16 protein-coding genes and 1 tRNA gene are annotated in these 23,093 nt (G+C 66.4%); 10 read left to right on the forward strand and 7 right to left on the reverse strand.

What is annotated here, in order from left to right; translation table 11 throughout:
* Positions 1-54: 54 nt before the first annotated feature.
* Positions 55-1,455 carry a zinc-dependent metalloprotease gene (locus AQZ59_RS04580; RefSeq protein WP_236698660.1) on the reverse strand — a complete coding sequence of 467 codons (1,401 nt, stop codon included), beginning with the start codon at positions 1,453-1,455 and terminating at the stop codon, positions 55-57.
* 96 nt (positions 1,456-1,551) lie between these two features.
* On the opposite strand from AQZ59_RS04580, the gene AQZ59_RS04585 reads away from it, so the two are divergent.
* On the forward strand, positions 1,552-2,652 hold the full coding sequence (locus AQZ59_RS04585) for a YlbL family protein (RefSeq protein WP_062613489.1): 1,101 nt from the start codon (positions 1,552-1,554) through the stop codon (positions 2,650-2,652).
* A 43-nt stretch (positions 2,653-2,695) separates the two neighbouring features.
* On the opposite strand, the gene AQZ59_RS04590 is transcribed toward AQZ59_RS04585, so the two are convergent.
* Positions 2,696-3,232, reverse strand: coding sequence for a PPA1309 family protein (locus AQZ59_RS04590; RefSeq protein WP_062613490.1), 537 nt, complete (start codon positions 3,230-3,232; stop codon positions 2,696-2,698).
* A 160-nt stretch (positions 3,233-3,392) separates the two neighbouring features.
* Here AQZ59_RS04590 and AQZ59_RS04595 point away from each other — a divergent pair, with 160 nt between their 5' ends.
* From AQZ59_RS04595 to AQZ59_RS04605, 3 genes are all read left to right on the forward strand, one after another.
* The gene (locus AQZ59_RS04595; RefSeq protein ID WP_236698661.1) at positions 3,393-6,380 is read left to right on the forward strand and encodes a UPF0182 family membrane protein; all 2,988 of its coding nucleotides are present in this window, start codon (positions 3,393-3,395) and stop codon (positions 6,378-6,380) included.
* A gap of 360 nt (positions 6,381-6,740) precedes the next feature.
* Complete coding sequence (locus tag AQZ59_RS04600; RefSeq protein ID WP_160326870.1) at positions 6,741-12,134, forward strand: endo-alpha-N-acetylgalactosaminidase family protein; 5,394 nt, start codon at positions 6,741-6,743, stop codon at positions 12,132-12,134.
* Between the two features lie 197 nt (positions 12,135-12,331).
* Positions 12,332-12,405 (forward strand) — tRNA-Met (locus AQZ59_RS04605).
* 209 nt (positions 12,406-12,614) lie between these two features.
* Here the strand turns inward: AQZ59_RS04605 and AQZ59_RS04610 are convergent.
* Positions 12,615-13,610 (reverse strand): calcium:cation antiporter, encoded by a 996-nt coding sequence (locus AQZ59_RS04610; protein ID WP_152994721.1) that lies wholly within the window; start codon positions 13,608-13,610, stop codon positions 12,615-12,617.
* 162 nt (positions 13,611-13,772) lie between these two features.
* On the opposite strand from AQZ59_RS04610, the gene AQZ59_RS04615 reads away from it, so the two are divergent.
* The 5 genes from AQZ59_RS04615 (at position 13,773) to AQZ59_RS09800 (ending at position 19,388) form a co-directional block, all read left to right on the forward strand.
* Positions 13,773-14,465 carry a succinate dehydrogenase cytochrome b subunit gene (locus AQZ59_RS04615; protein ID WP_062613493.1) on the forward strand — a complete coding sequence of 231 codons (693 nt, stop codon included), beginning with the start codon at positions 13,773-13,775 and terminating at the stop codon, positions 14,463-14,465.
* The gene (locus tag AQZ59_RS04620; RefSeq protein WP_082661150.1) at positions 14,462-16,480 is read left to right on the forward strand and encodes a fumarate reductase/succinate dehydrogenase flavoprotein subunit; all 2,019 of its coding nucleotides are present in this window, start codon (positions 14,462-14,464) and stop codon (positions 16,478-16,480) included. Before AQZ59_RS04615 ends, AQZ59_RS04620 begins: the two co-directional genes overlap by 4 nt.
* Entirely contained in the window at positions 16,477-17,229 is a 753-nt protein-coding gene (locus AQZ59_RS04625) for a succinate dehydrogenase/fumarate reductase iron-sulfur subunit (RefSeq protein WP_062613494.1), read from the forward strand. Before AQZ59_RS04620 ends, AQZ59_RS04625 begins: the two co-directional genes overlap by 4 nt.
* A gap of 210 nt (positions 17,230-17,439) precedes the next feature.
* Entirely contained in the window at positions 17,440-18,648 is a 1,209-nt protein-coding gene (locus AQZ59_RS04630; RefSeq protein ID WP_082661151.1) for an LLM class flavin-dependent oxidoreductase, read from the forward strand.
* The gene (locus AQZ59_RS09800; protein WP_062613495.1) at positions 18,645-19,388 is read left to right on the forward strand and encodes a CE1759 family FMN reductase; all 744 of its coding nucleotides are present in this window, start codon (positions 18,645-18,647) and stop codon (positions 19,386-19,388) included. Before AQZ59_RS04630 ends, AQZ59_RS09800 begins: the two co-directional genes overlap by 4 nt.
* Here AQZ59_RS09800 and AQZ59_RS04640 read toward each other — a convergent pair.
* The 3 genes from AQZ59_RS04640 to AQZ59_RS04650 are packed head-to-tail and all read right to left on the reverse strand — an operon-like array spanning position 19,385 to position 21,251.
* Entirely contained in the window at positions 19,385-19,936 is a 552-nt protein-coding gene (locus tag AQZ59_RS04640) for a dihydrofolate reductase (RefSeq protein WP_062613496.1), read from the reverse strand. The two genes, AQZ59_RS09800 and AQZ59_RS04640, sit on opposite strands and share 4 nt — an antisense overlap.
* Before the next feature lie 8 nt (positions 19,937-19,944).
* Positions 19,945-20,745 (reverse strand): thymidylate synthase, encoded by an 801-nt coding sequence (locus tag AQZ59_RS04645; protein ID WP_062613497.1) that lies wholly within the window; start codon positions 20,743-20,745, stop codon positions 19,945-19,947.
* Positions 20,742-21,251: a DUF2505 domain-containing protein gene (locus AQZ59_RS04650; RefSeq protein ID WP_062613498.1), complete on the reverse strand. Its 510-nt coding sequence runs from the start codon at positions 21,249-21,251 to the stop codon at positions 20,742-20,744. Before AQZ59_RS04650 ends, AQZ59_RS04645 begins: the two co-directional genes overlap by 4 nt.
* 39 nt (positions 21,252-21,290) lie before the next feature.
* Here AQZ59_RS04650 and AQZ59_RS04655 point away from each other — a divergent pair, with 39 nt between their 5' ends.
* Complete coding sequence (locus tag AQZ59_RS04655; RefSeq protein WP_062613499.1) at positions 21,291-22,718, forward strand: sensor histidine kinase; 1,428 nt, start codon at positions 21,291-21,293, stop codon at positions 22,716-22,718.
* A 65-nt stretch (positions 22,719-22,783) separates the two neighbouring features.
* Here AQZ59_RS04655 and AQZ59_RS04660 read toward each other — a convergent pair whose 3' ends face one another.
* Positions 22,784-23,026 carry a WhiB family transcriptional regulator gene (locus AQZ59_RS04660; RefSeq protein ID WP_062613500.1) on the reverse strand — a complete coding sequence of 81 codons (243 nt, stop codon included), beginning with the start codon at positions 23,024-23,026 and terminating at the stop codon, positions 22,784-22,786.
* Positions 23,027-23,093: the final 67 nt, after the last annotated feature.

The following is a 23,093-nucleotide window of genomic DNA, read 5'->3' on the forward strand; positions in this document are numbered from 1 at the left end:
GGCCCTCGCCCTGCGCGGAGCTCTCTCAGCTCGCGCCGCCCTCTGCCAGCCGGGCTACTCCACGTCGCCGAAGCCGGGCTCGTGCGGGGCCTGGCCCTGGTTCTCGTCGTTGAAGAGGTCCTCGAGGAAGGAATCGAGCTCGGCCTCCACGCTTGCCACGTCCGGGCCGAAGAAGGCGGCCGGGTTGTCGAGCGCGGCGGAGGTGGGCAGGAGGTCGGGGTGAGCCCACAGGGCGTCGCGCTCGTCGATCCCCACGCGGAACTCGGCCTGCTGCCAGAACGCGGCGGCCTCGCGCTGCAGGCGCGGGGTGAGTTCGATGCCGAGCTGGGCCTGCCACACGTGCTTGGCAGGGTTGTCGGTGGCGTAGCGGCGGGTGAACAGTTCGCGCAGGGCCACGGCGTTGGGCAGGTGCGGTGCCACGGCGCGGGCGGTGACCTCGCTGACCCAGCCCTCCACCAGTGACAGGAGGAGCTGAAGGCGCGCCACGGAATCCTCCTGCTCTTCGGACAGGTCGAGCACGAATACCTTCGACATGTCGAGTTCGGGCATGGAGGACGGGTCGAAGGACATGCCTTCGGTCAGGCCGCGGGCCTGTTCCTCGATCGTTTCCATGTCGATCTCGAAGCCGGAGGCGATCTGGGCGATCGTGTCGATGACTCGCGGGCGCAGCCAGGGCACGCGCGTGTAGAGGCGCGCGGCGGCGGCCTCGCGAACGGCGGCAAATAACAGCACTTCCTCGTCCGGGATCTCGAGGTCCTTGGCGAAGCCCGCCACGTTCGTGGGCACGAGCACGGCCGAGGACCCCTCCATGAGCGGAACGCCCGTGTCGGTGGAGCCGAAGCTCTCGGCCGCGAGCTCCGCCAGCGCCCCGCCGTATTGTACGCCGAGCACGGAGGCGATCATCTTGTTCACGAAGCCGCCCGGGTCGCCGAACAAGCCGGCCATCTGTGGGGGTATGTGCTCGGCCTGCTCGCGGAAGATCTCAGAAAAGGCGCGCGAGACGTTGGAGCCCACCGGCTCGAGCAGCCTGCGGAAAGTGGACAGGGAATGGGCCAGCATGTCGAGGCGGGACAGGGCCATGTTAGGGCCCGTCGTCGGGTCGAGGGCGGTGGCGGCGTCCAGCCACAGGGAGGCCGTGCGCAGGGAGGCGCGGGTCCTATCGGCGGTGTCGGCGGTGAGCCGATCAAGGTGCTGATTGGTGATCGTTTCGCGCGCCACGCGCTCGGCCAGCTTCCAGTTCACCGGCCCCTCGCCCGAGGAGCCGAGCATCTGCTGAATTTGATTCGTCACAAGTGCGAGGTTTGCTGGGTTGAGCATCTGGGACATGAACTGATCCGGATCCTGGCCCTGATTCCTGATTTGCTCAATGAGCCGGTCGGCGGCCTCCGGGCCGAGGATGGCGCGTAGGCGGTCCTGCCAACCGTCGTTGCCCGGGCCCATGTCGCTATTGCTCATTTTTCCTCCTTGGATTCACTATAGGGTAGTAGCAGTCCGCCGCACCGGACAACGCGGGGCGGTGCGCCGAGCGCGAAGTTCCGGAAAGAGGATCACATGTTCACTTCTCGCCCCTCCAAGACCGTCATCTCGGGTGGCATCTTCGCCGTTCTGCTCGCGGCGGGTGCCGCGCTGCCGTCGTCGTATATGGTGCAGCGCCCCGGCCCGGTCCTGGACGTGACCGAGCACGGGGAGAACCTGGTGACGGTCGGGGGCACGCAGACCTTCGATTCGGGCACGCATTTCCTCATGACCACCGTCAACGCCTTGGGCAACGCCGACGCCGGCATCTCGGGTGCCGTGGTGGCCTCGGCGCTCCTGACCTCAGACGAGGTGGTGCCGGTGCGCGCGTACTATCCCAAGGAGGTGTCCTCGAGCGAGGTCAACGAGCAAAACGTTCAGCTCATGACGAGTTCGCAGGACACGGCCGCCGCGGTCGCCTTCGAGGAGGCGGGGATGGACGTGTCGATGACGCTGAGCGTGGCGGGCGTGCCCGAGGGCTCCCCGGCAGAAGCGATCCTGCAGGAGGGCGACGTGTTGCGCGCGATCACGACGCCGGAGCGCACGGCCACGATCGGAACCTTCCGCCAGATGACCAACGTGCTCGACGATACGGCGCCCGGTACGCAGGTGACGCTGACGATCGAGCGCGACGGTTCGGAGCAAGAGGTCACGACGACGACCCGCGGCTTCGAGCCCGACGTCACCGGCTGGGTCCACCCCGGCTCGGTGCTCGGAATCTACGTCTCGGTCGCTGATGTTCAGCTGCCCGCGCAGGCCACCTACGAGGTGGAGGGGATCGGCGGGCCCTCGGCCGGCACGATGTTCACCCTCGCCATTTACGACGCCGTCACGCCCGGCTCGCTGGGCGGGGATGCGGTGATCGCCGGCACGGGTGCCATCGCCTGGGATGGCGACATCGAGCCGATCGGGGGGATCCGCCACAAACTCGCGGGGGCAAGCGCGGCCGGCGCCACGGACTTCATTGCCCCCGCCTACAACTGCCCCGAGACGATCGGGTACGAGCTCGACGGTCTGAATATCTGGGCCGTGCGCACGATCGACCAGGCCATCGCCGCCGTCGAGGCGATCGGCGCGGGTGACACGAGCTCGCTCACGCCCTGCTCGGCGCTGCCCGAAGTGAACCCGGAGGGCTAAGCGCCTGCGGCCCGCCGCCCGGCGGCGGAGGCTGAGCCAGCGCTTAGGGCTGCTCGGCGAAGCCCATCTTCAGCCCCTCGACGATGCCGGGGATGAGGTTGGCGCCGGAGAGGACCTTGGCGTCGTCGTCAAACTTGCGCATGCGGATCGCGCACCAGCTCTCGCCCGTGCGAAGGACGGAGGCGACGATGCGCACGTCCTGCCGATCCGGGTGTTCGGCCAGCATCTTCTCGGCTTCGACCGGGTCTTCGGGCAGGGTCACCTCGGCGCTGGGCGGAAGAATGATGCGCTCCACGGCGAGGGCCGCGCCATCGACGTCGGCGGGCCAGACGATGCGGCCCAGGAGCTCCTCGAGCGTATCCACCGGGGGCAGGCCCTCCTGCTCGATGGAGAACAGGGTGGTCTCGTCGTTGATCGCGTCGGCCTGGACGTCCGATGGGAGCTCGCCGGCGAGCTCGGGATGCTGGGCGAGCGCATTCTTGGCGAGTGCGAGGGCGAAGAGCCGGATCGGGGCATCCCAGCCGCCGGTGGCCACGTGCCGCTCGATCTCCAAGGTGGACTTCTCCAACGAACGAGTCATGGGGGTCTTCGTATTTTCAGTCACGGCCTATTCTTACCACACGCCACCGGCAAGCTCTTAGGTGAACCGCATGGCGCCCCGCGCGGCAGATGTTATACGGTTTTGTCAGTTCTAACGTGCCGAAATGCCCGCAAAACGCGGCCATGAAACGAGGTTTATCTTGACTACATCCACCGAAAAGGAGCATCGGGCCCGGCCAGGAGCGTTCATCCCCACGCTGATCGTGCTCGGCTTGCTGGTGTTTGCGCTCATCGGCTTTGCCGGTTTTTGGACCGAGCTCAAGTGGTACGAACAGATTGAGGCCGCGCGCGTGTTTTGGACCCAGTACGGCGCGTCGATCGCCCTCGGCGCGATCGGATTCGTGCTGGTGTTCGGGGTCGTCGTGCTCAACCTGTGGATCGCGGTGCGCGAGCGCAAGACGCCGGAGAACGTCATTAACCTCGACGGGAACAACTTCCGCGACACGCTGCTGGGGCGCAAGTGGCTGACCTTCGGCGTGGTGCCCGCGGTGGTCTCCCTGCTGTTCGGCGCGGGCCTGGCCGGCAACTGGCAGACCTTCCTTCTGTGGATCAACCGCTCCTCGTTCGGGGAGGCGGACCCCGAATACGGCCTGGACGTGTCCTTCTATGTCTTCTCCCTGCCCGCGATCCACACGATCATGAGCTTCATGGTGACCTTGGTGATCCTATCGTTCATGGTGGGGGCCGTGGTCTACTGGATGACGGGCGATATCGGGGCGGGTCAGCGCGGATTTACCGTGTCGAAAAAGGCCCAGGCACACGCCGGCGTGTTGCTCGCGATCGGCACGCTCATGATTGCCGTCAACTACTGGCTCGCCCGGTATGACCTGCTGCTGGGCAATAACCAGCGCTTCTCCGGCGCCACCTACACCGACATCAACGCCTCCAAGCCGGGCCTGACGATCCTGGCGATTGTGGTGGTGCTCGTGGCGGGACTGTTCGTGGTCGCCGCGGTGCAGCGCCGCTGGAAGCCAGCCGTCATCGGCATCGCCTCCACGGTGGCCACGGCCCTCGTGGTGACGATGCTTTACCCGGCGCTCGTGGAGAACTTCAAGGTGCGCCCGAACGCGGCCGAGCTCGAATCGACCTACATTCAGCGCAACATTGACGCCACGCTCAAGGCCTACGACATGGCCCACGTTGAGACCCAGCAGTATGACGCGCGTACCGACGTCGAGCCGGGCCAGCTGCGCAAGGACTCGGAGACGGCGGCGCAGATCCGCCTGCTCGATCCGAACATCGTGGATCCCTCGTTCAACCAGCTCCAGCAGAACCGGCAGTATTACCAGTTCAAGGACCCGCTCACGGTTGACCGCTACGAGATCGACGGGCAGACGCGCGACACGGTGATCGCGGTGCGCGAGCTCAACCTCGGGGGTCTGGACGCCGAGCGTCGTTCCTGGGTCAACGACCACACGGTCTACACCCACGGCTTCGGCGTGGCGGCCGCCTACGGCAACACGATTACTTCGCGTGGCGACCCGGCGTTCTGGGAGGCCGGCATCCCGTCCACGGGCCAGCTCGGCGACTACGAGCCACGCGTGTACTTCGGTCAGCAGTCGCCGTCGTACTCGATCGTGGGCGCACCGGAGGGCTCGGACCCGTGGGAGCTCGACTACCCGGACGACACGGCCCCGAACGGTCAGGTGATGAACACCTACACCGGTAACGGCGGGCCGAGCGTGGGCAACGCCTTCGAGCGGCTCATGTACGCCATCCGGATGAGGTCGACCGAACTGTTCTTCTCTGACCGCGTCACCTCCGATTCCCAGATCCTGTTCAACCGCGACCCGCACGAGCGCGTGCGCAAGGTAGCTCCGTACCTGACCCTGGATACGAAGGCCGTGCCCGCGGTGGTGGACATGGACAACGATCCGTCCACCCGCAAGGACCTGGTGTGGATCATCGACGGCTACACGACGTCGAACAACTACCCCTACTCGGCGCGCGAGACCCTGACCGAGGCCACCGCGGATGCGACGACGACCGGCCTGGGTCAGCCGCGCCCGGAGGAAATCAACTACATTCGCAATTCGGTCAAGGCCGTGGTCAACGCCTACGACGGCTCGGTCACCCTCTACCAGTGGGACAACGACGATCCGATCATCAACGCCTGGAAGTCCATCTTCCCCGGCCAGATCACCGAGCTGTCCGAGATGCCGGGCGATCTGATCGCCCACGTGCGCTACCCGGAGGACCTGTTCAAGATCCAGCGCACCCTGCTGGCGCGCTACCACGTGACGGACGCGAAGTCGTTCTACTCGGGCGGCGACTTCTGGAACGTGCCGCTGGAGCCGACCAAGGCCGCCAGCCCCACCACCCCGAAGCAGCCCCCGTACTACCTCACCCTCAAGATGCCGGGGGAGGACCAGACGGCGTTCTCGCTCACCACGTCCTACATTCCGGGCGGCCAGACGAACCGTAACGTCATGACCGGCTTCCTTGCCGCATCCGGCGACGCCGGCAACGAGAGGGGCGTCAAGGGCGAAGGTTACGGCAAGCTCAGCCTGCTCGAGCTGCCGCGAGACCTGACGGTGCCCGGCCCCGGCCAGGCGCAGAACACGATGCTGGCCAACCCGAAGGTGTCTACGGATCTCAACCTGCTCCAGCAGGGCGGCACGGAGATCATGCGCGGCAACCTCCTGTCGCTGCCCGTGGGTGACGGCCTGCTCTACGTCCAGCCGGTTTACGTCCAGGCGTCCTCGGGTACTCAGTACCCGACCCTGCAGTACGTGCTCACCCTGTTTGGTGACAACGTGGGCTTCGCGCCCACGCTGGATGAGTCCCTCGACCAGGTCTTCGGCGGTGATTCGGGTGTGAACGCGGGCGATGCCGGCGTCGTGGGCGAAAAGGAGGCCCCGCTCGAGGGTGCGACGCCGCCGGAGGAGCCGAGCACGGAGCCGACTGAGGATCCCCGCAGCGAGCCGAGCCAGGCGCCGATCGCGCCAGTGCCGGGTAGCGTGCAGGAGCGGCTCGATAGCGCGCTGAATTCGGCGAAGAAGGCCATCGAGGATTCGAAGGCCGCGCTGGACGCGGGCAACTGGGCGGACTACGGCAAGGCTCAGGAGGCGCTGGAGAAGGCGATCGACGACGCGGTCAAGGCTCAGCAGGAGATCGACGGCCAGTAGCTGGCGCTGGGTCGCAGGCAGGGGAGGGAGTCCGGGCGGGCTCCCTCCCCGTTTCCTGGTCCCCGTGGTCGCGCAGGTTTGGCCAATATGGCAAAAGAACGGTTTTGACGTGGTCGAATTTTGCCAGTTTTGCTGAAATGAGTTCTCCCATGGTCTAGGCTGGAAGCGTGAAGCCGTGAACATTGACGTTCAAGCTGGCTTTACAGATCACAAATCCAGCGACAGGAATAAAACATGCGATCATCTCCACAACGAAGTGCGGCGCTCATCGCGGGTGCAGCGCTGGCGATAGGCGGGATCACAGCCCCCGCCTTTGGCGTAACTTATACATACTCACCGATACCGCAGACGGGGATGTCTGTGGCCTACGCGGACTCGGTCGAGACCACGGGCGAAGGTGCCAACGGCCCGGCGAAGCTCGTTCTCGACGGCAACACTGACACTTATTGGCACACGAAGTGGAACCCTGCGAAGGATCCGCTACCTCACAAGCTCGTCGTGGACCTTGGCGAGAGCGTGGAGGGGCTCGGCCGTATCGTGCTGACCCCGCGCCAGTCCTCTAACGGTTCGGGCCGGTTCGGCAATTTCAACGTCTCCGTTTCTACTGACGCGGAGTGCGCGAACCCGGAGGCCTACGCCAGTAAAGACTCGGTCCCCGATTTTGAGTCCGTGGCGGACGAGTCGATCCCCGCGGCCCCGGATGCCGGCAAGCTTGCGCCGGTCAACGTCGATTTCGAGCCGACCGCCGCACGTTGCGTGGCGGTGACTATTAACAGCACATGGGGCGGCAACGACAGCGCGGAGCAGGTGGCCGCGCTGTCCGAGTTCGCGGCCTTCACCGCCGCTGAAAACGAGCCAGGCACCGAGCCGGAGCCGGCCGCTCCTCTCGAGGTCGTTATCCCCGAGGGTGCGCCCGAAATCACGGACGGCCAGCTCACCGTTCACACCCACCCCGCCTTCCCGCAGGTGGTGGACTACCAGCTGGGTGAGAAGCAGATGCCCGGCAAGTTCGGCGATGCGCTGACCTCGGTCAACATTGATGGGAAGGCGACGCCCGTCGTCGTCGGCGATCCGTCCGTCAGCGCGGACAAGACCGCGGTGACGTACCCGGTCAGCCTGCCGTCGGTGTCTGGATCCTTCGATGTGGTTATCTCGGTCAAGGACCAGGTGCTCGACTACCGCATCACGAACATCACTGACCCGGAGAAGAATATCAACCGCATCCAGATCCCGGGGCTTGACCTCGTGTCGCTGGACTCGGTTGCCGACGCCACGGCGATGGTGGGCGGCGCGCGGATCAACACCAACCGCGCCGCGAACCCGGACAGCTTCCTCACGGTCGCGTCCACCGCCGACACGACTGCACGGGTGTGGATGGCGGTGGCAGCCGGCAACGGCCTGGCCGCCGGTTTCGAGACCAATGCGATTGACGACCAGACCGCCGTGTCCGGCACCTCGGGTAATGACCGCTACACGGTCCAGGTCCGCGAGCAGAATGGCAACCGCATCGGCACCATCTCCCCGTACGAATGGGTGCACCGCGGCGGCGCCGTCGTGCAGTACGACGACGGCAGCGGCATCGGGGAAGAGCCTGATCCCTTCATCCAGGTCAAGATCACGGCTGACGCGAACGCGGACGGGGCTGTCGACTGGCAGGACGCAGCGATCGCCACGCGCGACGTGCTGCGCCCGTTCGTCGGCATGAATGACACGAAGAACACCGTCATCACCCGCATCCCGTTCAACATCGTCTCCCAGGCCACCCACCCCTTCCTGCGCACGCTCGACGACACGAAGCGGATCGCGCTCGCCACGGATAACCTCGGCCAGCAGGTCCTGCTCAAGGGCTACCAGTCCGAGGGCCACGACTCGGCCCAGGGCGACTACGGCAACAACTACAACGAGCGCGCCGGCGGCCTTGCCGACCTCAAGAAGCTCGTGGATGCCGGCAAGGCCTGGAATGCCACCTTCGGTATCCATGTCAACGCCACCGAGTCCTACTCCGAGGCCAAGTGCTTCTCTGACGGGGTGAACGGCTACGTGGACGATGCCGCGAACGGCGTGGCCGCTCCGTGTGAGCTGCGCATGCCGCCGCGGCTCGCGTGGGGCTGGATGAACCAGTCCTACAAGATGAACGACAAGAAGGACCTGGCCACCGGCAACGTGCTCAAGCGCCTGGCGCAGCTGCGCAAGGACTTCCCGGCCGATTCGAACCTCAACTGGCTCTACTGGGACGTCTACTACGAGAGCGGCTGGCAGGCCGAGGCGTTCGCGTGGAGGCAGCAGCAGGAGCTGGGCTTCCGCCTGGCCTCCGAGTGGGCCTATTCGCTTCCCACCCTGTCCACGTGGTCCCACTGGGCCAATGACGAACCCTACGGCGGAACCACGAACAAGGGCCTGAGCTCCACGCTCATCCGCTTCGTGGAAAACTCTTACCGTGACACGTTCAACCCCGATCCGATGCTGGGCAACACCAACGTCCGCGAGTTCGAGGGCTGGGCGGGCAACGTCAACTACAACACCTTCATCCAGGGCATCTGGCAGAAGAACCTCCCGGCGAAGTTCCTCCAGCAGTCCGACATCATGTCCTGGACCAAGCCCGCGAACGGCCAGGCCGGCCGCGTGGTCTTTGCCAACGGCACGGAGGTCACCTCGGCGCAGACCGCGGTTGGCGGGTACGACTCCGCAACCGACCGTGTGGTCACCTATGACGGCGCCACCGTGCTGAACGGTGCAACCTACTTGCTGCCGTGGAAGGACGGCGGCGAGGATCGCCTGTACTACTACAACCCGAGCGGGGAGGCCACCACCTGGAAGCTCACGAATGCATGGGCCTCGCAGTCGAGCCTGAAGCTGTTCAAGCTCACGGCCACCGGCCGCGCCGAGGTCACCGACCTGCCGGTTTCGGACGGCTCAGTGACCATCCCGGCTACCGACGGCGGTGCCACTACGGCCTACGTGCTCTACCCGAGCAGCGCTGTTCCCGCACCCGCCACCCCGAACTGGGGCGAGGGCACCGGAATTGCGGACCCGGGCTTCTTCTCCGGCACCCTCGATAGTTACGACGTGACTGGCGACGCCACCGTCGCCACCTCCGAGCGCGGCAACTACCAGGCCCAGTTCGGCGAGGGCGCGGGCTCGATCTCCCAGGAGATCACCCTGCCCGAAGGCGACTACTCCGCCTGGGCGTGGATCGAGATCCAGCCGGGTAAGACGCGCGAGGTGAGCGTGTCCGTGACCGGCAAGGACGGCGTCGTGACACCGGGCGACTACCAGAAGGACGTGGACGGGGTGGCCACCACCACCATCACCACGTCGGGCGCGATCAATGCCACGGCGTCGGACGAGAAGTTCAAAACGCGCTTCCAGCGCGTGCCCGTCCGCTTCCACACCGACGGCAAGGCGATGACGTTCGCCATCACCGTGGGCGAGGGCGACGCGACCGTGGCGGTCGACGACCTACGCATGGTGGCCTTCAAGGAGACCGACAAGGCCCCGACAGACGCGACCATCGCGTTCACGAACTTCGAGGACACCGACACCGGCTACTGGCCGTTCGTCACCGGCTCCACCCAGACCGGTGACGCCCGCACGCAGCTCGCCCTGCGCAACGAGCCCTACTCGCAGTCCGGCTGGTGGGGCACCCGCAACGGCCAGAACACCGAGGCGGGCCAGAAGCTCATCGACAACGTGCTCGACGGCGACTGGTCGCTCCTCGCCCACCAGGAGAACGGCGGGCTCATCCTGCGCACCACCACCGCGTCGGTGCCGCTCGAAGCGAACCGCACCTACAAGGTGAGCTTCGACTACCAGGCCGGCTACGACGGCGACTACCAGCTGGTCATCGGCCACGACGAGTCGACCGGGGATAGCTGGAAGGAAGTCATCGACACCCGCAACCCGATCGCGCAGAGCCGCGGTACAGGCTGGCAAGACGCCGACGGTAACGCCGGCAAGGGCACGTCGACCTTCGAGATGCAGTTCCGCGCGAGCTCCCAGCCGACCTTCATCGGTATTGTCAAGGCGGGCAACCACTACCAGGGCGATCTGACGATCGACAACTTCCGCGTGGAGGACCTCGGGCTGATCCCGGGCACCAGTATGGATGTCCAGCAGGTTGAGCCCTCGAGCGACGACGTGCGCACCTACGAGGTAACCACAACGGTGGATTCCTACGCTGACGACCTAACCGACGTGGCGCACAAGCTTCAGGCGCCCGAGGGCTGGACCGTCACGGAGGTGACGGCCGGCGCCACCGAGGCCACGAAGGACGCCGCGTCTGTGGCGACCTGGAAGGTCGATGCTCCGCGCACTTCCGAGCCCGGCGATCTGGTCTTCACCGGCACCTGGATGATCGGCGACAAGGCGGGCGAGGGCGCGCAGACCGCGACCATCGACCCGAGCAAGGCCGAGCTCCTCAACCCGATCGGTGGGTCAGACCTGACGGTCACGGACTTCAGCTCCCAGCAGACGTCCGATGAGCCGGCGCCGAGCGGCTTCGCTGCGGCGGCGATCGACGGCGATCCCAGCACCTACTGGCACACCCAGTGGAGCCCGAGTGTGCGGGGCTACCCGCACCACATCACGCTCGAGCCGGCGGCGGTCACGGATAACGACCTGACCTGTACGTTCACCGGTTTCGAGTACACCACCCGCCAGGGTGCGGCGAACGGTCGCATCAAGGGCTACGAGATCTACGTCTCGATGGATGGCGAGGACTGGGGCGATCCGGTCGCTACGGGCAACTTCACTGCCGACCTCGCGCCTCAGGTTGTGGAGTTCCCGGCCGTTGAGGGCAAGTTCGTCAAGCTGGTTGGCCTCGATGCCATCAACGGCGCTGTCTTCGGTGGCGCTGGCGAGATCCGCCTCGGCGGCACCTGTGCTACGCCGGAGCCGCAGCCCGAGCCGGAGCCGCAGCCGGAGCCCGAGCCGGAGCCGCAGCCGGAGCCTGGGACGTGCCAGGCCGTGGATCGTCCGTCGATTCCGGCTCGTGGCACGGGCCTGTTGGGTGAGTTCACGGGTGATCGTTTTGCTGACCTGTGGGCGGTTGACAAGGACAACAGTCTGCGCCGCTACGCCTCTGTGGGCAACGGCACCTTCGCGGGCGGCGCTATCGTCGACTGCAACGCGGATGAGTTCACCGCTCTCGCCCCCATCCCGGACATGAACGGCGATGGGCGTGCGGACGTGCTGGTTCGCCACACAGACGGCACGGTGCACTTCTACTACTCTCAGGGTGATGGTTTCCTGACCCAGGGCCCGCAGGTGGGTCATGGCTGGAACGGCATGGACAACATTGTCTACGCCGGCAAGCTGGGAGGCTCGGGCTCCGAGTACGTGGTGGCACGCCACGTTGCCACGGGCGATCTCTACCGCTACGTCGTCACGGCCAATGGGATGCACTCTGGCACGAAGATCGGCCACGGCTGGTCGTCGATGGCCACCATCCTTGGCCCCGGCGACCTCAGCGGCGACCGCAACGCTGACATCGTGGCGATCCGCGACGATGGCAAGATGTTCCTGTACAAGGGCGGCCGCGATGGCTTGATCGCCTACACGGCTCAGATCGGCCACGGCTGGTCGAGCTTCGTCCAGGCGACCATCCCGGGCGACGTGAACGGTGACGGCCGCTTCGACCTGGTCGGCGTTCGCAACGACGGCCGCCTGTTCACCTACTACAACACGGGCAAGAGCGGCTGGGCGAAGCCCATCCAGGGCGGCCACGGTTGGGACAACATTGATCTGATCGGTTAACGGCCACACGGCCGGCGGGTTGGCTGACACGGTGTCTGCCTGCCGCTGATCGGATCGAGGGGCGGGGGCTCGCATGCGCGGGCCCCCGCCCCGGTGTCTGCATCCACCCGCCTGGGCGAGCTTGGCGGATGGTGAGGAAGGGCACCACGGCCAACCTTGAATCCGGGACGCTGGCTGAATAGAGTAGGGGATGCCGACGCGGGGTGGAGCAGTTCGGTAGCTCGCCGGGCTCATAACCCGGAGGTCGTAGGTTCAAATCCTGCCCCCGCCACGAGAACAAGCCCGGGATCTCAGCCGAGATCCCGGGCTTTGCATTGCCCGACCCCGCCACGCTCAGCCACCTCGCTCGTCAGGGCCTGGCCATATGCAACGCTAATCCGCAATATGCAACGGCGAAAAGCAGTTTATTAACGTTGCACATGGGGAATTACCGTTGCACACGCGGGGAAGGGGAGTGAAGCCGGGCGGGAACCCCGGTCGTCAGGCGAGCAGTCCCGCCACGTAGGCGGCAAGCAACGTCAGGTGCCCCAGCCCGTGGGCCGCGTTGAATCGCCGGCCTGCCAGCGCCGTGGCTTGCAGGCCGAGCGTCGCCGCGAGGAGGGCCAGCTCCGTGCCTCCCACGCCAAGCACGATGTCTTGCCCGGTGGCGACCCCGATGAGCACCACGGCGGGGACCGAGCCGCCGAGTACCGATACGAGCGCGCCGTGGGTCAGGTTTGACACGCGCTGGCTCTGCCCTTCCCAGCCGGCAAGGAGCGTGGTGACGGTCTCGGGCAGGAGGACCACGCCCGCCACGATGAGGCCAACAATCGCGGTGTTGCCCACGGTCGCATCGAGCAGTGGGCCAAGCGCGTGGGAGAGCGCCACGATCGCCACCAAGGTGACCACGAGCGACACCAGGTTGCGAGCGACGGGCTCGGAGGAGCGCGGGGGCGAGTCGGCTTCGGAGAAGTCGCCCGCCCCCGGGCCGAGCTGGCGCCACATGAAAACCCCGTATGCTGCGACCAGCCCGACCCCGGCCATGACCGCCCAGCCGCCCCGGTATTCGCCCACCGCCCTCGGCAGCACGAATGCGCCCGTGCCGAGTACCCCGAGCGTTCCCAGGTACCAAGCCAGCGCCCGTGCCCGAATCGGCATCGGCCCGCGCCGGGCCACGTGGGCGAGGATGGCGCCGGCCAGGATCCCGTTGAGGATGAGCATCGCGGCGGAGAAGGCGGCGTCGCGCGCGATGGAGGCATGTGTGCCCGGGCCGAGCAGCACGCTCGCCACCATTCCCACCTCGATCAGCATGATCGACAGGGTGAGGATGATCGTGCCGACGGGCTCGCCGAGCCGCCGTGAGAGCGCGTCCGCCCGCCGCTTCACCTCGAAGGAGGCATAGATGATGACGGCGAGGATTCCCGCCACGGTCACCGGCCCCGACAGGTCAACCACCAAGGTCAACCCCATGGCCAACCATGCAATCACAGCAGGCATGTGCCCTTTCTTGAGGGCCGTCCCTCGCCTGTGCCGCGTAGCGATCGGCAACACCAGCGCGGCGCCGGGCCGTCCCGGCAACCCCTCGAGCATACCCGATTCGGGACAAAGGTGTGAAGAATCACATCTGCGGCCTGGGACAATGGCAGGAAGGAGGCAACGATGCAACTGAAGGCTCCGCCCTCGTGGGCGTTGAAGGTCGTCATGGCGGTCACGGGCGCCATTTGGGCGATCTTCGTTCTCATCCACCTGTATGGAAATCTCAAGGTCTACATGGGTGCTACCAGCTTCGACGGTTACGCCCACTGGCTGCGCGAGGCGTTCTACCCGCTGTTCCCGAAGCTGGCCGTGCTCTGGATCATGCGCGTGGTGCTGGGCGCTTGCCTGGTCTTGCATGTGTGGGCGGCGTCGATCGTCTACATCCGGGGCCGGAAGTTCCGCGGCAAGCACCGGGCACGCAAGCTTCACGGCATCCAGGCGGTTTCGGCCCGGCTCATGCCGGTGACGGGCGTGGCGATCCTGGGCTTCCTCATTGTTCACATTCTTGACCTGACGGTTGGTCTGCAGCCGGTGGCCTCCGATTCCTTCCGCGGGCCCACGGCCGCCTCGTCCGCCGCCTACGGCAACCTGGTTGGCTCCTTTGAGCGCCCGGCGATGGCGATCTTCTACGTGCTCATCATGGTGTTGCTTGCGATTCACGTGGCACATGGCGCCTTCAACATGGCGGTCGACTTCGGTTCGATGGGCGCGCGCCTTCGCTCGGTCTTCATCTGGGTCGGCGCCCTGGCCGCGATCGCGATCCTCTTGGGCAACGCCTCAATTCCGCTCGCCGTACAGATGGGGTGGCTATCATGAGTTTCTTCAATTTCTTGCGCGGTTCTTCCGACGACGCCGCCGCCCGGCCCGCGTTCGCCGCGGACTTCACGCCGCCCCCGGCGAAGGTGCGCGGCACACGCCTTGGCTCGATCTTGGACGGCAACATCCCAGATGGCGATCCGGCCACCGCGTGGCAGCGCCGCCGCGACTCGTACAAGTTGGTCAGCCCGCTAAACACGAAGAAGTTCACGGTCGTCGTCGTGGGAACGGGACTGGCGGGCGCCGGGTGTGCCGCGGCGCTGGGGGAGCTGGGCTACAACGTCCACTCGGTCACCTACCACGACGCCCCGCGCCGCGCCCACTCGGTGGCGGCCCAGGGCGGCATCAACGCGGCCCGGGTGCGCAAGGTGGATGGCGATTCGCTCAAGCGCTTCGTCACCGACACGGTCAAGGGCGGCGACTTCCGCTCGCGCGAGGCGGAGGCCTTCCGGCTCGGCGAGGAGTCGATCCGCGTGATCGACCACATGAACGCGGTGGGCGCCCCCTTCGCCCGCGAGTACGGCGGCACGCTCGCCACGCGCTCGTTTGGCGGCGTGCAGGTCTCGCGCACGTACTACACGCGCGGCCAGACCGGCCAGCAACTCCAGCTCGCCTCCTCGCAGGCGCTCCAGCGCCAGATCCGCCGCGGCAAGGTCACGATGCACATTCGTTCGGAGATGCTGGACCTCATTATCGACGACGGCGTGGCCCGCGGCGTCGTCATCCGCGACCTCGTGACGGGTGAGGTGAAGGCGATCCCGGCACATGCCGTTGTGCTTGCGACCGGCGGGTATGGCTCGGTGTACTTCCAGTCCACGCTGGCGTTGAACTCGAACGCGTCGGCGGCGTGGCGTGCCCACAAACACGGCGCCTACCTCGCCCACGCCTCCTTCGTCCAGTTCCACCCCACCGCCTTGCCGGTCAGCTCGCCGTTCCAGTCGAAGACGATCCTCATGTCGGAGTCGCTACGCAATGACGGGCGAATCTGGGTGCCCAAGCGCGCCGGGGATGACCGTCCGCCTGAGCAGATTCCCGACGCCGAGCGTGACTACTACCTCGAGCGCAAATACCCCGCGTTCGGCAACCTCACCCCGCGCGACATCGCCTCGCGCGCGGCCACCGAGCAGATCAACTCGGGCCACGGGGTGGGGCCGCTAAAGAACTCGGTCTACCTCGACTTCTCGGACGCGATGAGAGCCGTGGGCAAGGACGTGATCGCCGAACGCTACGGCAACCTGTTCCATATGTACGAGCACGCCACGGGTGAGAACCCGTACGAGACCCCGATGCGGATCGCGCCGGGAGCTCACTTCACGATGGGTGGGCTGTGGACCGATTTTGACCAGATGAGCTCGATCCCCGGGCTGTTCGTGGGCGGGGAGGCCGGCTGGTCGTACCACGGCGCGAACCGGCTGGGCGCGAACTCGCTGCTGTCGGCGTGCGTGGACGGGTGGTTCACCCTGCCGTTCTCGGTACCGAACTACCTGTCCAAGCATCTGGGCGAGGAGCTACCCGGCCCGGACTCGGCGCCGGTGAGGGAGGCGCTGGAGCGGGTACAGGCCCGCACGGACGCCTTCCTCGCGATCGGGGGAAGCCGCGGTCCGGTCCAGTTCCACCGTGAGCTCGGGGCCATCTTGTACGAGGGCTGCGGCGTGGGCCGCACGAAGAAGTCCCTGGAGAAGGCGATCGGCGAGGTCCGGCGCCTGCGCGGGGAATTCTGGGAGGACCTGTCGGTGCCCGGCGGGGATGCGCAGGTCAACCAAACCCTGGAGAAGGCCGGCCGCGTGGCCGACTTCCTGGAGCTCGCCGAGCTCATGTGCGTGGACGCGCTCGACCGCGAAGAATCGGCCGGGGCCCACTTCCGCTTCGAATACCAAGACGACGGCGAAGCCAAGCGCGACGACGCCCACTGGGCCTTCGCCTCGGCGTGGGAGAGCGCGCCGGACGGTTTCGTGCGGCACATGGAGCCGCTGACCTTCACGGCCGTGCCGTTGGCAACGAGGAGCTACTCATGAAACTGACATTGGAAATCTGGCGTCAGCCCGGGCAGGACGCCCCGGGCCGCTTCGAATACCACACGATGGAGGGTCTGGACGACTCGATGAGTATCCTCGAGCTCCTGGACCGCCTTAACGAGCAGCTGGTCAACTCCGGCAAGGAGCCCTTCACGTTCGAGTCCGACTGCCGTGAAGGCATCTGCGGGGCATGCGGCATTCAGGTGAGCGGCACCCCGCACGGTCCGGAGCGCAACACGCCGGCCTGCCACCAGCGCCTGCGCTCCTTCACGGACGGGCAGATGGTGCGGATCGAGCCGCTGCGCTCGGCCAGCTACCCCGTGCTGCGCGACCTCATGGTCAACCGCCACAAGCTCGACGAGGTGCTCGAGGCCGGCGCCCACGTGGCGATCAACGCGGGCACGGCCCCCGACGCCGACTCCGTGCCGGTGGACCACACCACCGTGGAGGACGCCCTCGATTTCGCCGCGTGCATCGGGTGCGGGGCGTGCGTGGCGGCCTGCCCCAACGGCGCAGCCCACCTGTTCGTGGGTGCGAAGCTCACTCACCTGGCGATGCTGCCGCTGCCGTCGAAGGAGCGGGCGCTCCGGGCGAAAGCGATGATCGCGGTGGCGGATCGGAACTTCGGGCCGTGCTCGAACTATGGGGAGTGCGCGGCGGTGTGTCCGGCGAACGTGCCGCTCGCGGCGGTGGCCGCCGTCAACAAGGAGAGGTTGCGGGCGTCCTTCATGCGCCGGCTGGATAAGTAGCTCGGTTGTCAAACATCAGGACTTTGAGGCCAAAAGCGCCGGTTGTGGCGACGAAAAGCCTCTAAGTCCTGATGCTCGACGCAGGCCTGTTGCGTCGCGTCCGAAACCCGATGGCCGAGACTGGGGAGGTGAAGCAGAACCCGGATAGTTGAGGTTTCAATTAAATGTGCTAGGATGTCTCCGAAGCTGATTATGCCCCAAGGAGACACCATGCAATTCGGAGTCTTTTCCGTCTCTGACATCACCACCGACCCCACCACCGGCCGCACGCCGAGCGAGGCCGAGCGCATCAAGGCCGCGGTGACGATCGCCAAGCACGCCGAGGACGTGGGTATGGACATCTACGCGATCGGCGAGCACCACAACCCGCCCTTCTTCTCCTCCTCGCCCACCACCTTGCTGGGCTACATTGGCGCGCAGACGAAGAAGATTATCCTGTCGACGTCGACCACGCTCATTACCACCAACGATCCGGTGAAGATCGCCGAGGACTACGCGATGCTCCAGCACCTGGTGGACGGGCGGATGGACCTCATGATGGGCCGCGGCAACACGGGCCCGGTTTACCCGTGGTTTGGCCAGGATATCCGCCAGGGTATCCCGCTCGCGATTGAGAATTACGCGCTGCTGCGCCGGCTGTGGGAGGAAGAGGAGGTGGACTGGCAGGGCAAGTTCCGCACGCCTCTGCGTGGCTTCACGTCCACCCCGCGCCCGCTGGATGGGGTGGCGCCCTTCGTCTGGCATGGCTCGATCCGCTCGCCGGAGATTGCCGAGCAGGCCGCTTACTACGGGGACGGCTTCTTCCACAACAACATCTTCTGGCCGATGAGCCACACCCGGCAGATGATCGCGCTCTACCGCCAGCGCTTCGCCCACTACGGGCACGGCACGCCCGAGCAGGCGATTGTGGGCCTGGGCGGGCAGTTCTACATCGCGAAGGATTCGCAGACCGCCAAGCGCGAGTTCCGCCCCTACTTCGACAACGCGCCCGTGTACGGGCACGGACCCTCGCTCGAGGACTTCTCGGAGCAGACCCCGTTGACGGTCGGCTCCCCGCAGGAGGTCATCGACCGCACGCTCGGCTTCCGCGAGCATGTGGGGGACTACCAGCGCCAGCTCTTCCTCATCGACCACGCCGGCCTGCCGCTCAGGACCGTGCTTGAACAGCTCGACTACCTGGGCGAGATCGTGCCTGTCATGCGCAAGGAGTTCGAGGCGATGCGGAAGCCCGGTGTGCCGGACGCCCCCACGCACGCCGCTCGGGTGGCCGCGCGTCGTGAGGCGGGAATCGCGTACGAGGAGGGCAAGACGTACGTCGACGACGTCACCGGCGCCTCCTTCTACGCCCAGCAGGACACCCAGGCGGCCTCCGTCAACCTCGCCGACCAGCTCCTGCGAGACGCGGAGGGCGAGCGATGATCGCGGTGGTGTCGGCGTCGCTGTCGGAGTCCTCGACCACGCAGCAGCTGGGCCGGGCGATGGCGGAGGCGTACGTGAGCGCGCACGGCGGGCAGGTGCAGATGATCTCGCTGCGCGAGCTGGCCCACGACGTCACCGACGCGATGCTCACCGGCTTCCCCTTGCCCGCGCTCGCTAAGGCCTTCGAGCAGGTGAGGGGCGCGGAGGCGCTCATCGCGGTGACGCCGGCCTACAACGCCTCCTACTCGGGCCTGTTCAAGTCCTTCTTTGACGTGCTGCCCGAGGGGTACCTGGCCGGCAAGCCCGTGGCGATCGGTGCGACGGGCGGCACGCCCCGGCACTCGCTCGTCACCGAGCACGCGATCCGGCCGATGATGACCTACCTTCACGCGAACGTTGTGACGACTGCGGTCTACGCTGCCACCGAGGACTTCGGCGCGCACGCCGCCGATTCCGACGCCGAGGGCGGGGCGAGCCTGCGCCGCCGAATCCGGCGCGCGATGGACGAGCTGGCGGTCATCGCCCAGGCCGGGCGGCCCGCGGGCAGCTTGGTTGCCGGCCAGGCAGGCGCGGGCGACGGTGTTGTGGGCGCGGGGCAGGCGGGTTCAGGCGCGGGGGCGGGCGCCGGCGTCGTGAATGCGGCCGACAGCCAGCCGGTCGACAGTCAGTCGGATGACGTCGCCGAAGCGAAGGCCCTGTTCGCGGACTTCACGCCGATGTCGGACCTGCTGGGAGACTAGAGCGGCAGCTCGCTGAGCGCGGCGGCCAAATCCCCGGGGACAAAGCCGGAGCGGCGGCGCCTGTAGGCGCTTACCCGGAAGCGCATGCCGTTCTCGGCCACGTGCCACCCGCGGAAGGGCTCGGTGCCCACGGGTTCCCAGTTGAACGGGATGGCGGGGGCGAACGCGTCGGCGTCGGGAACGTCGATGTCGATGTCCGTGACCACGACGCCGTCCGCCTTCTTCATCGCCGCCTCATACAGTTGCGCCCCGCCCACGATCCACACGAGCCCCTCGCCAGCGGCCTCCTCGCCCAGGGCGATCGCCTTATCCAGCGAGCGGGCCACCAGGGCGTCGTCGGAGGAAAAGCTCTCGTCCCGGGTGAGCACGATGTTCGTGCGCCCGGGCAGCGGGCGGTAGCGCTCGTCGAGTGACTCCCACGTCCGGCGGCCCATGATGACGGGGTGGCCGGTGGTCATGCGCCGGAAAAACCGCATGTCTTCGGGCAGGTGCCAGGCCATCGCGCCGCCGCGGCCGATCGCCCGCTCATGCCCCTGGGCCCAGATCATCCCCAGCATTACACGGCCACCGGGGCGTGAATCGCGGGGTGATGCTGGTATCCCTGGGAGGCGAGGATGTCGTCCATGTCGTAGTCGAAAATGGAGTCGGCCTTCTTCAGCTCGAGCGTAGGGAAGGGGTAGGGTTCGCGCGAGATCTGCTCACGCACCTGGTCCACATGGTTCAAATAAATGTGGCAGTCCCCGCCCGTCCACACGAAATCGCCCACGTCCAACCCCGCCTGCTGGGCCACCATGTGCGTGAGCAAGGAGTAGGAGGCGATGTTGAACGGCACGCCCAAGAACAGGTCCGCCGACCGTTGGTACAGTTGGCAGGACAGCTTGCCGCCGGCCACATAGAACTGGAACAGGGCGTGGCAGGGCTGCAGGGCCATGTCGTCGAGGTCGGCCACATTCCACGCCGACACAATCATCCGCCGCGAATCCGGGTTCTTCTTCAACTTCTCTACCACGTTCGCGATCTGGTCAATGTGCTCTCCGGACGGGGCCGGCCACGAACGCCACTGGTAGCCATAGACGGGCCCGAGTTCGCCGTCGTCGTCAGCCCACTCATCCCAAATGGAAATCCCGCGCTCCTGAAGCCAGCGCACATTCGTATCCCCGCGCAAAAACCACAGCAGTTCGCCTTTGACCGCCTTCATCGCTACAAACTTCGTGGTGATGCGCGGAAAGCCCTCGGCCAGGTTGTAGCGCAGCTGGCGGCCAAACACGGACAGCGTGCCAGTGCCGGTGCGGTCGCCCTTGCGCTCTCCGTTTTCTAGGACGTCGGCCAGCAGATCCTCGTATTGACGGTTGATCATTCTTCCTCCGTGCGCCGCCGCAGGACCTCGGCGTTGACCAGATCAGTATCCTTGGCAATGACCTTACTCAGCTGGTCTACCACCATCTTCTCGATTCGGCCACCAATAAAAGGCACCGACACCTTGATCTCGCCGCTGATCTTCGCCGCGGTGGTCGCGCCGGTGTCAGCGAGCAGGAAGGTGAGCGAGCCGGCCACGGGCGCGCCCGACACATCGATCGTGTACGGGATCTTCGCCCCGTCCACGCGCCCGGCCTCGTTGTGGACCACGGGGGTGGCCGTTGCAAAAACCTTCGCGCCGTGTGGGAAGAAGGAGCGCGCCGCCGCCGGGATCTGCTCGGTCGGAACCTGGAGGCGGAAGGAATGCGTGGCGCCGTCGTCGGCAAAATCGGCCAACTCCGCGACGCCCGCCGCACGCGTGCGTGCGCGGAACAACTCGGGCGACGTCAGCACATCCAGCACGAGCTCAAGCGGGCCGACGTAGCTGGTTTCAGAAACAAACTTCATAGCTACTATTCAACACGATTAATCATTACAGTGGGAACTGTGTCTACACTCTCCCGCATTCTCAGCCGTGACTCGCACCTGAACGAGCGTCAGCGCGAATGGCTCCACCACCTCACCGGCGAGTGGCAGATCATCGCTGACATCACCTTCTCCGACCTTGCCCTCTACATCCGCGTCGAATCGGGCGTAATGACGGCCGCGCAGGCCCGCCCCGCCACCGCCACCACCGTCCACCAAACCGACTTCGTGGGCGAGATCGTCCCCGACGACGAGGCGGCCGTCATCGAGAAGGCCGCCACCACCGGCGAGCAGGTTTTTGGGCACGACGACGACGTCGACGTGCGGCTTGTGCCCGTGCGATTCGAAGGGGAGGTCATCGCGGTGCTCGGGGTGATCACCGCCAAGTTCGTGGACCGCGTGCCGATGGTGCTGCTCGCCAATTATGAGTCGATCGCGGACGCGCTCATCGCCATGGTAACCACCGGGGAGTTCCCCATCGACGGCTCGCCTTCGGGCTACCGGCACGGTACCCCGCGCGTCACGGACGGGCTCATTCACGTGGACACCGAGGGCGAGACCATCTACGCCTCGCCGAACGCGATCTCTAACCTGCGCCGGCTCGGCGTGGAAAAGCCGCTCCAGGGCGCGATGCTTGCCACCGAAGTGATCGAACTAGACGGGGTGTCCCGCGTGGACGAGGCCCTGCCGCTCGTGCTCATGGGCCGGGCCGCGTGGATGACCGAGATCGAGCGCAACGACGTGGTCATCTCCTTCCGTGCCGTGCCCCTGCTGGTCAAGGGCGTGCGCCACGGGGCGCTCGTGCTCTGCCGCGACATCACCGAGCTGCGCCGCCAAGAGCGCGTGCTCATGAGCAAGGACTCCACAATCCGCGAGATCAACCACCGCGTGAAGAACAACCTGCAGACGGTGTCGGCGCTGCTGCGGATGCAGGCGCGCCGTGCAGGGGAGGGCATGACCCGGGCCGCGCTGGAGACGGCGCAGCGCCGCGTGGCCACAATCGCCGTGGTGCACGAGAAGCTGTCACAAACCATCGACGAGGTTGTGGACTTCGATCAGGTGTTCGTGCCGGTCATGCGCATGGTACGAGACGTTGGCGTTACTGGGGAGCCGGTGATCACCACGTTCGAGGGCACCTTCGGGCGCGTGCGAGCCGAGGAGGCTACGGCGCTCGGCGTGGTGATGAACGAGATCATCTCCAACGCCATAGAACACGGACTGCCGGGGGGCGGACGGCTCGACATCCGCGCCCAACGCGACGGCACCCGGCTCCACATCGAGGTGGCCGACGATGGCGTCGGCGTGGGCGACCACCGCCCCTCCGGCCTCGGCACCCAGATCGTGAGGACAATGGTGCTCTCCGAGCTCAGGGGCAATATCGAGTGGCTCCCTCGTGAGGGCGGGGGCACCGTGGTGGTGCTCGACCTCAACATCCGTTCCCAGGCCTAGGGCCGGGTCGGCCGGGCATAAGAAAAGCGGGCCGCGCTGACGCGGCCCGCGAAAGCTCCCAGCGATTAGCGGCGCACGCGCGCCGTGCGGCGCTTGAGCGTGCGGCGCTCGTCTTCCGACATGCCGCCCCACACGCCGGCGTCCTGGTTGTTGTCCAGGGCCCATTTAAGGCACACCTCCTGGACGTCGCAACGCTGGCACACGGCCTTGGCGCGCTCGACCTGTGCCATGGCGGGACCCGAGGAGCCGATCGGGAAGAAAAGCTCTGGATCCTCGTTGAGGCATTCTGCGCGGTGGCGCCAATCCATGACCTAGTCTCCTAACGCATTGTTTAACACTGGCTTATACGCCCTTAACCTTTTCAGGTTTTGTGTG

Source organism: Trueperella bernardiae (assembly GCF_001469025.1).
In the GTDB taxonomy this organism is placed as follows: Bacteria; Actinomycetota; Actinomycetes; order Actinomycetales; family Actinomycetaceae; genus Trueperella; species Trueperella bernardiae.

Coding starts and splice junctions, on each gene's coding strand:
- AQZ59_RS04645 (WP_062613497.1), bottom strand. CDS start 20,745: ATGATCAACCGTCAATACGAGGATCTGCTGGCCGACGTCCTAGAAAAC.
- AQZ59_RS04615 (WP_062613493.1), top strand. CDS start 13,773: ATGCAACTGAAGGCTCCGCCCTCGTGGGCGTTGAAGGTCGTCATGGCG.
- AQZ59_RS04585 (WP_062613489.1), top strand. CDS start 1,552: ATGTTCACTTCTCGCCCCTCCAAGACCGTCATCTCGGGTGGCATCTTC.
- AQZ59_RS04610 (WP_152994721.1), bottom strand. CDS start 13,610: ATGCCTGCTGTGATTGCATGGTTGGCCATGGGGTTGACCTTGGTGGTT.
- AQZ59_RS04640 (WP_062613496.1), bottom strand. CDS start 19,936: ATGATCTGGGCCCAGGGGCATGAGCGGGCGATCGGCCGCGGCGGCGCG.
- AQZ59_RS04630 (WP_082661151.1), top strand. CDS start 17,440: ATGCAATTCGGAGTCTTTTCCGTCTCTGACATCACCACCGACCCCACC.
- AQZ59_RS04625 (WP_062613494.1), top strand. CDS start 16,477: ATGAAACTGACATTGGAAATCTGGCGTCAGCCCGGGCAGGACGCCCCG.
- AQZ59_RS04660 (WP_062613500.1), bottom strand. CDS start 23,026: ATGGATTGGCGCCACCGCGCAGAATGCCTCAACGAGGATCCAGAGCTT.
- AQZ59_RS04650 (WP_062613498.1), bottom strand. CDS start 21,251: ATGAAGTTTGTTTCTGAAACCAGCTACGTCGGCCCGCTTGAGCTCGTG.
- AQZ59_RS09800 (WP_062613495.1), top strand. CDS start 18,645: ATGATCGCGGTGGTGTCGGCGTCGCTGTCGGAGTCCTCGACCACGCAG.
- AQZ59_RS04590 (WP_062613490.1), bottom strand. CDS start 3,232: ATGACTCGTTCGTTGGAGAAGTCCACCTTGGAGATCGAGCGGCACGTG.
- AQZ59_RS04620 (WP_082661150.1), top strand. CDS start 14,462: ATGAGTTTCTTCAATTTCTTGCGCGGTTCTTCCGACGACGCCGCCGCC.
- AQZ59_RS04580 (WP_236698660.1), bottom strand. CDS start 1,455: ATGAGCAATAGCGACATGGGCCCGGGCAACGACGGTTGGCAGGACCGC.